We start from the raw sequence: 13,522 nt of genomic DNA, 5'->3' as shown, positions 1-13,522 counted from the left end.
TGAAAAATACATTTACTAGCAACTCAAGCTAATAAATAAGCGTTACTGTAGCCAGTACGTAATTCATGAGAAAAACTCAAACCGTAGATGGGTATAACACCAAATGCAGCAATAAGTTGCAATCAAAGTTAGTCTGAAAAATAACGGTCGAAAAGTTTAAATTTGAGGGGGACTAAAACGAGAAAACCCACCTCAATGAGGTGGGTTTTGGAATTTGGTCGGCGAGAGAGGATTCGAACCTCCGACCCACTGGTCCCAAACCAGTTGCGCTACCAAGCTGCGCTACTCGCCGAAAACGGTGTGAATAATACTGCCAAGAATGAGGATCGTCAACCCATTTTTATCTAATTCAGTTCGTTTGCTGATAAAACCATCAAAAGGGTAAGGTTTCTTAGCTTTTTTACAAAATTCACTAAAAAAATAAGCGCTAAATACAATTTAGCGCTTATTTATCAAACAGATTAACTTTTATAAAAAGACATTTAATTGAGTATTAAACGTGCAATTTTGTCTTATTGTAGTAAAGAAATATCTGCCACCTTTAAAAACAGCTCACGTAACTGGCTTAAAAGCGTTAAACGGTTGACTCGAACCGCTTGGTCTTCATCCATTACCATGACATTTTCAAAGAATTCATCGACAACATCACGCAAAGAAGCTAACTCAGCAAGTGCTTCTTGATAGTTTCTTTCTGCAAACATTGGTGCCAGCTTATCTTGCAGGACAACAACGTGTGTCGCCAGCTTCACTTCTTCTGGCGTTTTTAGCACTGAGGCTAAAACAGTATCAGAAAGTTTTTCATCTGATTTGCTCAGAATGTTTGAAACGCGCTTATTTGCGGCTGCAAGTGCCTGTGCTTCTTCCAATGTACGGAAGTGTGTTACCGCTTTCACGCGCGCATCAAAGTCTGCAGGCTGCGTTGGACGACGTGCTAATACGGCTTGGATTGTATCAATACTGTAGCCCAATTCTTGGTACCAAGAACGGAAACGGCCAAGCATGAATTCAACCACGTCATTCACAACGTCTTTGTTGGTTAATTTATCACCGTATAAACGTGCCGCTTCTTCAGTCATTTCAACTAAATCAAGCTGATAACCTTTTTCAACAATAATACGCAGAACACCTAATGCCGCACGACGCAAAGCAAATGGGTCTTTATCCCCTTTCGGGTGCTGACCTATTCCGAAAATACCTGCTAATGTGTCCATTTTCTCAGCGAGTGCTAATGCAGCTGAAACATCGGTAGAAGGCAGTTCATCACCCGCAAAACGTGGTTGGTACTGTTCTTTAAGTGCTAATGCAACATCTTCTGATTCACCATCATGGCGTGCATAATGCATCCCCATAACACCTTGTGTATCAGTAAATTCGAAGACCATATTGGTCATTAGGTCACATTTCGCTAATAACCCTGCACGAGTCGCATGGTTAACATCTGCACCAATTTTACTTGCTATCCAACCTGCTAGTGCTTCTAAACGATCCGTTTTATCACGCAATGTCCCTAATTGTTTTTGGAACAAGACCGTTTCTAGGCGTGGTAAATTATCTTCTAAACGTTGCTTACGGTCGGTTTTAAAGAAAAACTCCGCATCGGCTAAACGAGGGCGAACGACTTTTTCGTTACCCGAAATAATCTGTTGTGGGTCAGAAGATTCAATATTCGCCACGAAAATGAAGTTCGGCATCAAATTGCCTGCGTTATCATAAACAGGGAAATATTTTTGGTCGCCTTTCATGGTATAAACCAGCGCTTCTGAAGGAACTTCTAAGAATTTCTCTTCAAATTTGGCTGTTAATACCACTGGCCATTCAACCAATGAAGCAACTTCTTCTAATAAGCTTTCTGTTAAGTCTGCTTTGCCACCTAATGCTTGTGCCGCTTTTTCTGCACCTGCTTTGATAACTGCTTTACGCTCTTCGTAATCCGCCATGACTTTACCGCGTTCGCGTAAAATAGCCGGATATTGCTCAGCATTATCAATCGTAAATTCAGCTTCACCCATAAAGCGGTGACCACGAATGGTACGAGCACTTTTGATGCCTAAAATCTCACCGTCAATAACATCGCTGCCTAGTAGCAATGTGACAGTATGAACAGGACGTACAAACTGCGTGTCTTTATCTGCCCAGCGCATCAATTTTGGAATAGGTAATTTCGCTAATGAACGGCTGACCATATCTACTAGCAATTCGCTGACAGCTTGGCCTTTCATTTGTGCACGATACAGTAACCATTCGCCTTTATCTGTCGTCAAACGTTCTGCTTGATCAACGGTAATACCACAACCACGCGCCCAGCCTTCAGCAGCTTTAGTCGGCTGACCATCAGCACCAAATGCTTGAGCAATAGCAGGGCCGCGCTTTTCAACTTCGCGGTCAGGTTGCGATGCTGCTAAATCAGCAACTTTAAGCGCCAAACGACGTGGAGCAGCAAACCAAGTTACTGCGCCGTGAGCAATGTCAGCCCCATCAAGTTCCGCAGTAAAGTTTGCAGCAAATGATTCAGCTAATGAACGAAGAGCCTTCGGCGGTAACTCTTCGGTGCCGATTTCCACAAGGAAAGTCTGTTGAGTCATGACAGCCTCTTAGTTCTTATGACACATAGGGAATCCAAGCGCTTCACGTGAAGCATAATATGCCTCAGCAACCCCTTTAGTGAGGGTACGAATTCGTAAAATATAGCGTTGGCGTTCAGTAACCGAAATGGCTTTACGCGCATCCAGTAAGTTGAAAGTATGAGCGGCTTTTAAGATGCGTTCATAAGCTGGCAATGGAAGAGGTGTTTCCAGTGCTAACAAATGTTGCGCTTCTTTCTCATATTCTTCGAAGCATTTGAAGAGAAAATCGACATTTGCATATTCAAAGTTATAGGTAGATTGCTCAACTTCATTTTGGTGATAGATATCACCATAAGTGGTTTTGCCTAACGGGCCATCACACCAAACAAGGTCGTAAACACTGTCGACACCTTGAATGTACATTGCCAAACGTTCTAAACCATAGGTAATTTCACCCGTTACTGGTTTACATTCAAGCCCACCGACTTGTTGGAAGTAAGTAAACTGAGTGACTTCCATCCCGTTTAACCACACTTCCCAACCTAGTCCCCAAGCACCAAGCGTTGGGTTTTCCCAGTTATCTTCAACAAAGCGGATATCATGGACAGTTGGGTCTACCCCTAACTCTTTCAACGAGCCGAGGTACAGTTCTTGGATGTTGTCTGGTGATGGTTTGATGATCACCTGAAACTGATAATAATGTTGCAGACGGTTTGGGTTTTCACCATAGCGACCATCAGTTGGCCTACGAGAGGGTTGAACATAAGCCGCAGCAATAGGCTCAGGGCCTAATGCACGCAAACACGTCATTGGATGGGAGGTTCCTGCGCCGACTTCCATGTCCAGTGGTTGAACAATGGTACAGCCTTGACGCGCCCAATAATCCTGTAATGTCAGGATAAGACCTTGGAAGGTTTTGGTATCAAACTTTTGCATGTTAGATCCGCACGCGATACGTTAAATTTAATGAAAGTACGCCAGTATACCCTTTGACCGGCAGATATACAGCATTGAATATGTCTGTATTTATTCTAAAAATAAAAAAATATCCTTTCATCCCTTTTAAACTGGTTATTTATACAGTATAAATATTATGTTTTTGAGGCAAGTTGATTGTGATTGGAAAAAGGATGAAAAATGGATACACCACCGACACGTTGTCATTGGGTCAATCAAGATCCTGAATATATTGCCTACCATGATGATGAATGGGGCAAACCAAATCATGATAACCAGCATTTATTTGAAATGCTTTGTTTAGAAGGGCAGCAAGCGGGGTTATCTTGGTACACGATTTTAAAAAAACGCCAAAACTATCGGGAATTATTCCACCAATTTGATCCTCAACATATTGCATTAATGAATAAAGACGATGTTGAGCGACTAATGCAAGAGCCACGTATTATTCGAAACCGCTTAAAGATCAATGCGATCATTGCAAATGCAAACGCTTATTTAGCCATGCAGAAAAATGGAGAAGACTTCTCAAGTTTTCTCTGGGAATTTGTCGACAGGCAGCCAATAATCAACCACTGGGAAAATTCGTCCCAAGTCCCCGTGGAAACAGAACTTTCAAAAAAGCTCTCCAAGGCACTCAAAAAACGAGGGTTTAAGTTTGTTGGCTCAATCACCTGCTACGCCTTCATGCAAGCGACTGGCATGATAAATGACCACTTAATTAACTGTTGCCAATTTAAATGATTCAGAATTTATAGATGGATCATACCGTTGAGAAAGAAAAATAAACTATCAAAACATTAACAATTAAAACCATATGTCTGTTTATTTCTTTATTTGCGATATTTTAAGTTATAAACAAATAAAAATAAGCGGTTGAACTCTATGATTGGGCAGAGTATGTTTTAAATTCCATTAACAACCTAATAGACATATGTGAATAAATGCAATGATATTTTCTAAATTTGGTAATAAGTTCGCTCAAAACTCAGGAATTTCATTATTAATGAAAGACCTGAATGAGGGCATCAGAACCCCTGGCTCGATCATGCTTGGTGGTGGTAATCCAGCTCATATTCCTGAGATGGATAAATACTTCCAAGAATTATTAACTGAAATGTGTGCAAACGGTCAATTGACGGATACGTTATGTAACTATGATGGTCCTCAAGGCAAAGATGCCATGTTGAAAGCGCTTGCGGCAACGCTAAAAGCAAAACTAGGCTGGAATATTAGTGCGAAAAATATCGCGCTAGCGAATGGCAGCCAAAGTGCTTTTTTCTACCTATTTAACCTGCTAGCAGGTCGCTTTGAAGATGGTATTACTCGCAAAGTTCTCTTTCCTCTAGCCCCAGAATATGTCGGCTATGCGGATTCAGGCCTCGATGATGACCTGTTTGTTGCGAATAAACCGCAAATCGAATATTTACCTAATGGTCAATTTAAATATCGCGTTGACTTCAATACATTAGAAGTCACTGATGATATTGGTGTTATTTGTGTTTCTCGCCCAACCAACCCGACAGGGAATGTGATTACGGATGAAGAAGTTGAGCATTTAGATAAATTAGCCAAACAACATAACATCCCGCTACTGATAGATAATGCGTATGGTGTCCCTTTCCCAGGGATTATCTTTAGTGAAGCTACACCATTTTGGAATGAAAATGTCGTTCTTTGCATGAGTCTATCTAAACTTGGTTTACCCGGTACACGTTGCGGTATCATTGTTGCCAATGAAGAAATCATTGAAGCTGTCAGTAACATGAACGGCATTATTAGCCTTGCTCCTGGAGGGGTTGGTCCTGCTTTAGCACTCGAAATGCTGAAAAGGGATGATTTAATCTCACTGTCTAAGAATGTCATTGGGCCTTTCTACAAACAACGTGTTGAAGAAGCTATCGAGATCATTCGACGTTATATACCTGAAGATAAATGTCTTATTCACAAGCCTGAAGGTGCTATTTTCTTATGGCTATGGTTTAAAGACTTACCAATTAGTAGCTTAGAGTTATACCAACGCTTGAAAAAACGTGGTGTCCTGATGGTTCCTGGCCACTATTTCTTCCCGGGCATTGAGCAAGACTGGCCACATGCACACCAATGCATGCGAATGAATTATGTTCCTGAGCCAGAAATCATTGAGAAAGGGATCAAAATATTAGCGGAAGAGTTAGAAAAGGCATATCAAGAAGTGACTTGCTAGGCTAGTAAAACTCCGCCTTAACAATGACTCGCCCTCAAATTTAAAAAAAAAAAGCCCTTTCAAATAGAAAGGGCGAAAAATTAGCGAGAACTCCGTAATTGAAATCAAATAACGTTTTCAATACGAATATCATTCAAATCTATTAGAACATCTTTTTTGTTTGGTTATAGCTTGAACAGAAGCACTTTTAGCCGCTATATGTTTGGATACCTCATTTCACTGTCTGATCCCCTACCTTACCTACAACTCATTATCTAATTGAAATATTAAATATTTTAACTAGATAAAACGAAAAGAAAAACGCTCTCCAGCAAAATAGAGAGCGTTATTCCTCGTAAGGCTTAAATAGTCCAAAATAGAATCGCAAGTAGTTGCGGGGAAATAATCCGTAAAAACATTGCTAATGGGTACACGGTGGCATAGGACAGTGCAGGAGCACCACTCGTTGGGTGAATATTATTAGCAAATGCAAGCGCAGGAGGGTCTGTCATTGAGCCTGCTAATACACCACATAGACTCAAATAGTTCATTTTACCAAATACCCTTGCCACGATACCGGTAATAAATAAGGGAACGAACGTAATCAGTAGGCCATAACCAATCCACGTTAATCCATCACCTTTTATCAGTGTTTCAATAAAATCACCGCCTGAATTGAGCCCAACAACCGCAAGGAACATCACAATACCAAGCTCTCTTAATGCAAGGTTAGCACTTGGTGGCATAAACCAATACAGGCGACCAATCGTACCAATCCGCCCTAAAATAAGAGCGACAACTAGCGGCCCACCAGCAAGCCCCAATTTTAATGCAGCAGGAAAGCCAGGTACAAAAACTGGGATTGAGCCAAGAACTACACCAAGCCCAATACCTAAAAAAACGGGTAGCATTTGCACTTGCTGTAATTTTTGTTTGGCATTTCCTAGCAATGCTGTGACCGCTTCAATAGATTCGGGCCGCCCAACAATATTTAAAATATCACCAAATTGCAGTACTGAATTATTACTCGCAACTAAATCAATCCCTGTTCGGTTTAACCGAGTGACAACCACATCATATTTTTGTTTTAAGTTTAGGTCCTTAAGCCTTTTACTCAATACCGCATCATTAGTAATCACCACACGAACAGAATGCAAAATGGAACTTGATGTAGATAAAGAAGCGTCAACCTCCTCCCCTAATATCAAGCGCACTTTATTTAGGTCATCTTTTTGCCCAACAACATGGAGTAAATCACCTAAATGAATTTCCGTCGTTGGTTGAGGAACAACCAGCATATCGCCACGTTTTAACCTTGAACACACAATCGCTTCACTACCAAGTAATGGAATATCTTGCATCATTAAGCCATCAAGGTTGGCATTACGGATCGCAATATTCATGGTTTGCAATGCATCGCGCTGTTGGAAATTTGTACTATTAAAGGCAGAGTCTTCTTTATCTACTGAAATTCTGAAGATAATCCGCACTAGCCACATCACTAACAATATTCCACAGATCCCCATTGGGTAGGCCATTGCATACCCCATCCCCATTTGACCAACCAGGTTTGGGTCTGAGCCTAAATCAGTCAGAATTTGCTGACCCGCCCCTAATGATGGGGTGTTTGTAACTGCACCTGAAAAAATACCAAGAATAATAGGGAGTGGAATATTGGCAACTTTATAAATAATGGCAGTCACTATTGCACCTAAAGCCACTATCATTAACGCGAAACCGTTAAGTTTCAGCCCTGAAACACGAAGTGAAGAGAAAAAACCGGGGCCAACTTGAATACCAATAGTATAAACGAACAAGATTAAACCGAACTCTTGAATAAAGTGCAGCATATCCTTATTGAGCTGTAACCCATAACGTTGAGCAAAGTGCCCGACAATGATCCCCCCAAAAAGAACACCACCGATCCCCAATCCAACATTACGGATTTTCCAGTTACCTATCCATAACCCTAGAGCGGCAGCCAACGCCAACAAACTTACAGTAAGAGCTAATTCACTCATAGACCGCATCCTTTTGACGACAAGTTACCCATAAACCAAGCCTAAATCGGCGATAAAACATACTACTGAATCGATTATGCCAAATAGCAAAAGAGTAAGATGTGTCATAGAGCACACTTTAGAACGAATTAAAATCTCTATGTCTTTGAATTTTCAGATTGATAACAAATATCAAAATAATTATTCTTTATTTTTTTAAGTCCTTCACAACTCATAAGAATAAATACAAAAAAGAAACAATCTTCCTCAATAAGATATAATTAAATATTCATTAAAAGAATGTATGTCATTTAATTAAATAATAATGCAACACTGAGATTGTGAATTTTTTGTTTTTCGATATGATGGATGAAAGTTAGTAATAATTAGCAAAATATAGGTTAACCACCGTATGCCGAGTTTAAATACCGCACAAATAATTGCTCTTATCACACCGTTATTTTTAAGCGGTTGTTCTAGTATTATGACTCATGCAGGCCCTTCAGATGGTTATTACCCTGGCTCTAAAAACAGCCTTAAAATGATTAAAGATGATGAGACTGGCTGGGTAGTTAGGCCACTTCTTGCAATTGACCTCCCATTTTCTATCGTTATGGATACACTTCTAATTCCTTTAGACTATGCAAAGTCAGGTGATGATGGAAAAGAAGACTCCCCTAAAAAACGTTTAGAAGACATTGATAAAAAAGAAAAAACAGAAAAAAAAAGTAATATTCATTCGGAATGAAAATTCATCTTATTCATTAATTGAAATGTGGAATAAATAGGGCCTGAGCTAATTCCTATTTATTAGTTATGCAAATTTTTGAGATTATTTTCAGAGAAACAATACACTGCTACAACTTAACTTAAATACCTCCATATTAAACATTCAGTTTTTTTTAAAATCACATTGTTAAAATCTAAAATAATTAGAGCGCTATTTAGTATAAAATAAAGTTATTTATGAATAAAAGAGCTTACAACTTCTCTTTTATTCATAACAACAGTAAATAACTGATAAATACCTAACAATGTAGACCCGTTTCTACAGTATAAAGTTGCCTGAACCCATCAACATCCCGCATAAATGCAATAAGCTTGTCATTCGGTGAAAATACAACCGCATCAGCACTAGGTGCTTGCTCAGTACGCTCAGTTAATTGAATTAACTTTTTTGTCGCAATATGACAAATGGCCACACTATTTTCGTAGACGAAACAAACATGCTCACCTTGACTATCCCAATTAAACGCGGACTGTATCGAAGAATCGCCCTGAGTAATCTGATTCAATTCCCCTGTAACACTATCAACTAACCATAGCTGCACATTGCCAAAATCATCATGCATCAAACAAGCAATTGATTTACCATTTGGTGATGTACGAAGCCAATGTCTCGGCAGTTTCGCCAAACCTGGGTACTTACGCTGGTGCGTATAAGTCAGTCGCTTTTGGTGCACACCTTTTGGTGGAGCTGGCAAACTTGATTCCGTCCCTTGAAGTGGTTTTTCCCCTGAAATCATGCAAAGTTGGGGCTGTGAAGGTAAATCTACAATGAAAACTTCTGGGATCACCTCACCATCCTGAGTATGTGTATCCCCAATAAAAACAAGTGCTCTTTCTTGCCATTGACCATCTTGTTTTTGGTAACCCCGAAGCCCAACCCAGCCTTCCTCATATGCACGACTAATTTCATCACTATCAGGCTTAGGCTCTGCTGTAGTCTGAGTCACAACGCAACAAAAGTAATCACCATCATATTCACGATTATGTTTTTTCGGCTCAACATTAACAACCCCCGCAGGTACAGCAATAGCGACATTCCGCTGATCCAGCTTCACATCTAACTCATGCATCACATGGTCGTTATACGTAAAACTTAGCCATTTACCGTCAGGGCTATACACATGGACATGAGTTCCCCCCCTAAGGGCTCCTGCAATATAAGGGGGAGAAATACACATCGCATCAATAGGATAAGTCACATTCAGTTGATCGTCATGGACATAGACGCCACGACGATGGTGAAAATCATAATGCCATTGTTCGTCGGGGTAATCTGGGCCATGAATAAAGGCATATTGAGGGGGTTGATGCGAACTCACGGTAACAACACCAACATGAGCACCATGGCTAGCACGATAAATTTCTATCTCTTGCAGTGTATTTACATGAATTTTTTCTATCGATAAGCCAGTAAATGAACTGCCATTTGGCCGAACATCATAAGCTATCCACTGGCTATCAGGTGTCCACACATTAATATTTGTGAGCTGATGACTGCGCCTACCATTCGTTAAACGTGTTTCTTTATAAGGCAATTTACTATTCAATCTGTTATCCTTTCACATCATTTAATATAGCTGTCGGATTACTTTAACTAATCTAGTTTGCATGGTACTAGAAAATCTCAGTCGAGAAATTTCAAAAGTAATATTACCCTTTAGCAATAACTTTAATATTGAATAAAACCATTATGTTATTAAGTGTGCTTTATATTATTGGTATCACCGCTGAAGCTATGACTGGCGCTCTTGCCGCTGGTAGACGTAAAATGGATGTCTTCGGTGTCATTATTATTGCCTCTGCAACCGCGATAGGCGGTGGCTCTGTGCGCGATATTTTACTTGGACATTATCCATTAGGTTGGGTCGCACACCCAGAATATATCCTAACTGTTGCTGGCGCCGCTGTTGTCACAATCTGGATAGCACCGATGATGAAACACTTGCGCCGCCTATTTCTTATTTTAGATGCTATTGGATTAATCGTTTTCTCTATTCTTGGTGCTCAAATCGCACTTGATATGAATTATAGCCCTATTATTGCCGCAATTGCTGCCGTTATTACGGGTGTATTTGGTGGAGTCCTTAGGGACATGCTGTGTAATACCATCCCTTTGGTTTTCCAAAAAGAAGTCTATGCTGGGGTCTCTTTTGCTGCCGCATGGATTTATATTGGCCTATTGCAAACCCCACTGCCCCAAGACATCGTCGTTATCATTACCCTTGTAGTCGGATTAAGTGCACGGTTAATCGCAATTCGCTACCGACTTGGATTACCGATATTCAACTACGAAAACCAAGATTAGCCTTCATCTTATTGAGTCATTAATTATTCAGTTAATGACTCATTTGCTTTTAATTTCTGTATAGCCTGCAACGCAAGTTGAATCTCTGGCGTAGCTAACCATTTTTCTAGCTTTTCCTTTTGCTTTCGAGTTAAGCTCAATCGCTCAATTTCAACGCTATCATGAAGCCCTTCTAACCTTATGAGTTGCTCAATTTTCGTTTTTGGCAAAGGGATACCTAAACCTTTTAACCATAAAGGTGTTAATTGAAATTTAACTGATTGAAATTGTTTGATTGAAGAAGAGTTTCTTTTATTTTTCGGTAATGCGTTTTGCCAATCCTGCCGTAACCAAGTCGTTAACTCAGTTAATTGATGATTTTCAACCCAATCTCGCCATGTAACCTCACTGATCCCTTTAATTTTTAAGCTTTTACCCAGCCAAGTTAAACGCGCAACAAACTGTTGTAGGCAGTGTTCTGTATAGGTGAGGCAACTGAGTGAGTTGAAGCGCTCAAAGGTAGAAAGGTCTGGGTAGACGCGTGTTTCAAGTCGCCAAATTACATTTTCTATTTTTGGTGTTCCTAGACCTGAAAGGGAAACAGTGACTTTATCCCCCTCAATTAAATCTTTCTTTTCCCATGATGCCAATGACCCAACACTCACTTTGGATATATTTTTCCCTTCAAGATTGATTGGGTTAATTGTTGCAACCACACTGACCCGCCCTGTTCGACCAACTTTAAACTGTAAATGCTTAACCTCTGAAACAACACTACGTAATGGGTATTTCCATGCAATTGCCCAACTATTTTGATTTGGTTGCCACGCCAATACATCTGGAAATGGATAATTTTTTAGTACAATGCCATCCGTGGCAAAAGGGAGCTTACTTTGGTAGTAGTACTCACGCCATTGCTTTACTTGGGCTTTATTTTCAATTCTGTGGCTATATTGTTTTGCTAACGGAAACCCTAGCAGGGCTAAATGCTCAAATTGCTTTTCAGGTTCTGATTCACCACCTGGCCATGCCCAAATAAAAACTCCGATATTTGGTTCATTTTTTTGGGGGCTTGTCTTTCGCATTAGCCAACCCGCTATTTTATTTCGAGCATTAATCCCCCCATCCTTTGCTTGTATGTGTTCGTTCAATTGCCAGAAAAGCTCACCTTGTAAAACAACATTTTTTTGTAAGCTAATCTGCTTAGGGATAGCAGAAATAAAGTCTGCTTTATCTCGCCATTCTAGGCCTTCAATACCGTTCCCACGGCTGATCATGGAAATGAGATGACCATTTTGATAGACAAGTGTAACTGCCACACCATCAACTTTAGGCTGTAACCAAATTTCACGGCGAGAATCGACCCATTCATATACCTTAGATTCTGTGAGTTTTTTCAACCCTGTATGGGGAGTGGGATGCTTCGTCAGCTGTGCCTTTTTAGGTAGCACAACTTCGGGAAGTTCTTCAGAGAGTCCCAAACAACGACGTAAAGATTGCCACTGATAAAGTAATTGGTCATACGCTTCGTCACTAATTTGGCTATTTCCAGATAACCGATAAACTTGATTCCATTGCTGTAGCTGAGCACCTAACCGATGGCTTTCTTGCTCAATTTTACTCATCCCACCTAATTTGCAGCGCTCATCTAATTCAACATTACTGGCAGCAAAGGTTATATTTCCAATCCCTAAAAAACCAATAGCACAAAAGCCTATAATAAACGCTAAGTTACCCCTACATTTATCCATAAAATATGCCATAACAACTCCTTGTGAATAACTAACTACTCCATATACCCACCACGCTTTATATCTTGAAGCATGAAAGCATTCTTCTTAACTCTCACACCAAAATGTGTTTTTTTTGCGAAAAGCTTCGCAAGACAAATAAGATTTGCAGGAATAAACAATTAATTTCTGGAAGCGGCTCGCAAATTACTCATAGATCAAATTTCTATTCTCTGTTATTCATGTTTTATTGATATCGCTGCATGTTGATAGAAGTATGTGTATACTATGTGGGGTTTATCACCATCTTTTATGTTTAATCCTCGACTATTCAAGAAATCATCATGATACAAGGTACGTTATATATTGTTTCTGCACCTAGTGGTGCAGGTAAATCAAGCCTCATTCAGGCTCTACTGAAAACACAACCATTGTATGACACACAAGTTTCTGTTTCTCATACAACACGAGCTGCACGCCCAGGTGAAGTTCATGGTGAGCACTATTTCTTTGTATCAGAGACTGATTTCTTACAAATGGTCGAAAATGGTGACTTTTTAGAGCACGCTTGTGTTTTTGGAAATTACTATGGAACGTCTAAACCTATTATTGAAGACGTTTTAAAAAGTGGAGTGGATGTTTTTCTCGATATAGATTGGCAGGGAGCGCAACAAATTAGGGCTAAAATGCCGGAAGCGCGCAGCATTTTTATTCTCCCACCATCAAAAGACGAACTCTATCGTAGACTACGTGGCCGCGGCCAAGATAGTGATGAAGTAATTGAAAAACGAATGTCACAAGCAGTAGGTGAAATCGAACACTTCAACGAGTATGATTACCTTATCGTTAATGATGATTTCAACACTGCATTAGGCGATTTACAATCCATTATCCGCACTGAACGCTTAAGATTAGGGCGCCAAGTACAGAGACATGATGCTTTAATCAGCAAATTACTAGCAGACTGAGAATAGTTTCAGTATCATATCAGGTCATTTTTTTATTTCTTTTGG

10 protein-coding genes and 1 tRNA gene are annotated in these 13,522 nt (G+C 40.0%); 5 read left to right on the top strand and 6 right to left on the bottom strand.

The window, feature by feature from the left end; translation table 11 throughout:
• Window positions 1–215: 215 nt before the first annotated feature.
• The 3 genes from J6836_RS18970 to glyQ form a co-directional block, all read right to left on the bottom strand.
• Window positions 216–292, bottom strand: a tRNA-Pro gene (locus J6836_RS18970).
• Window positions 293–512: 220 nt separating this feature from the next.
• Window positions 513–2,582 carry a glycine--tRNA ligase subunit beta gene (gene glyS / locus J6836_RS18965; protein WP_219245410.1) on the bottom strand — a complete coding sequence of 690 codons (2,070 nt, stop codon included), beginning with the start codon at window positions 2,580–2,582 and terminating at the stop codon, window positions 513–515.
• A 9-nt stretch (window positions 2,583–2,591) separates the two neighbouring features.
• Window positions 2,592–3,500 carry a glycine--tRNA ligase subunit alpha gene (gene glyQ / locus J6836_RS18960; protein ID WP_004262647.1) on the bottom strand — a complete coding sequence of 303 codons (909 nt, stop codon included), beginning with the start codon at window positions 3,498–3,500 and terminating at the stop codon, window positions 2,592–2,594.
• A 201-nt stretch (window positions 3,501–3,701) separates the two neighbouring features.
• On the opposite strand from glyQ, the gene J6836_RS18955 reads away from it, so the two are divergent.
• Entirely contained in the window at window positions 3,702–4,265 is a 564-nt protein-coding gene (locus J6836_RS18955) for a DNA-3-methyladenine glycosylase I (protein ID WP_219245409.1), read from the top strand.
• A 205-nt stretch (window positions 4,266–4,470) separates the two neighbouring features.
• Entirely contained in the window at window positions 4,471–5,727 is a 1,257-nt protein-coding gene (locus J6836_RS18950; RefSeq protein WP_219245408.1) for a valine--pyruvate transaminase, read from the top strand.
• A 341-nt stretch (window positions 5,728–6,068) separates the two neighbouring features.
• Here the strand turns inward: J6836_RS18950 and J6836_RS18945 are convergent, their stop codons facing one another.
• Entirely contained in the window at window positions 6,069–7,727 is a 1,659-nt protein-coding gene (locus J6836_RS18945) for a putative transporter (RefSeq protein WP_219245407.1), read from the bottom strand.
• 391 nt (window positions 7,728–8,118) lie between these two features.
• Here J6836_RS18945 and J6836_RS18940 point away from each other — a divergent pair, with 391 nt between their 5' ends.
• The gene (locus J6836_RS18940; protein ID WP_219245406.1) at window positions 8,119–8,454 is read left to right on the top strand and encodes a YceK/YidQ family lipoprotein; all 336 of its coding nucleotides are present in this window, start codon (window positions 8,119–8,121) and stop codon (window positions 8,452–8,454) included.
• Between the two features lie 280 nt (window positions 8,455–8,734).
• On the opposite strand, the gene J6836_RS18935 is transcribed toward J6836_RS18940, so the two are convergent.
• Window positions 8,735–10,042 (bottom strand): DUF3748 domain-containing protein, encoded by a 1,308-nt coding sequence (locus J6836_RS18935; RefSeq protein ID WP_255586264.1) that lies wholly within the window; start codon window positions 10,040–10,042, stop codon window positions 8,735–8,737.
• Window positions 10,043–10,185: 143 nt separating this feature from the next.
• On the opposite strand from J6836_RS18935, the gene J6836_RS18930 reads away from it, so the two are divergent.
• Window positions 10,186–10,800: a trimeric intracellular cation channel family protein gene (locus tag J6836_RS18930; protein WP_206085224.1), complete on the top strand. Its 615-nt coding sequence runs from the start codon at window positions 10,186–10,188 to the stop codon at window positions 10,798–10,800.
• Between the two features lie 23 nt (window positions 10,801–10,823).
• On the opposite strand, the gene ligB is transcribed toward J6836_RS18930, so the two are convergent.
• Window positions 10,824–12,542, bottom strand: a complete 1,719-nt coding sequence (gene ligB, locus J6836_RS18925; RefSeq protein WP_219245405.1) for an NAD-dependent DNA ligase LigB — start codon at window positions 12,540–12,542, stop codon at window positions 10,824–10,826.
• A gap of 311 nt (window positions 12,543–12,853) precedes the next feature.
• On the opposite strand from ligB, the gene gmk reads away from it, so the two are divergent.
• Window positions 12,854–13,477 carry a guanylate kinase gene (gmk, locus tag J6836_RS18920; protein ID WP_219245404.1) on the top strand — a complete coding sequence of 208 codons (624 nt, stop codon included), beginning with the start codon at window positions 12,854–12,856 and terminating at the stop codon, window positions 13,475–13,477.
• Window positions 13,478–13,522 lie beyond the last annotated feature (45 nt).

The organism is Providencia sp. R33, assembly GCF_019343475.1.
Lineage (GTDB): Bacteria > Pseudomonadota > Gammaproteobacteria > Enterobacterales > Enterobacteriaceae > Providencia.
Note: the sequence above shows the minus strand (reverse complement) of the source record. Positions and strands in the feature narration are given on the sequence as shown.

Excerpts from the sequence above, each read along its gene's own strand:
- glyS (WP_219245410.1), bottom strand. The coding sequence starts at position 2,582 with ATGACTCAACAGACTTTCCTTGTGGAAATCGGCACCGAAGAGTTACCG.
- glyQ (WP_004262647.1), bottom strand. The coding sequence starts at position 3,500 with ATGCAAAAGTTTGATACCAAAACCTTCCAAGGTCTTATCCTGACATTA.
- J6836_RS18955 (WP_219245409.1), top strand. The coding sequence starts at position 3,702 with ATGGATACACCACCGACACGTTGTCATTGGGTCAATCAAGATCCTGAA.
- J6836_RS18950 (WP_219245408.1), top strand. The coding sequence starts at position 4,471 with ATGATATTTTCTAAATTTGGTAATAAGTTCGCTCAAAACTCAGGAATT.
- J6836_RS18945 (WP_219245407.1), bottom strand. The coding sequence starts at position 7,727 with ATGAGTGAATTAGCTCTTACTGTAAGTTTGTTGGCGTTGGCTGCCGCT.
- J6836_RS18940 (WP_219245406.1), top strand. The coding sequence starts at position 8,119 with ATGCCGAGTTTAAATACCGCACAAATAATTGCTCTTATCACACCGTTA.
- J6836_RS18930 (WP_206085224.1), top strand. The coding sequence starts at position 10,186 with ATGTTATTAAGTGTGCTTTATATTATTGGTATCACCGCTGAAGCTATG.
- ligB (WP_219245405.1), bottom strand. The coding sequence starts at position 12,542 with ATGGCATATTTTATGGATAAATGTAGGGGTAACTTAGCGTTTATTATA.
- gmk (WP_219245404.1), top strand. The coding sequence starts at position 12,854 with ATGATACAAGGTACGTTATATATTGTTTCTGCACCTAGTGGTGCAGGT.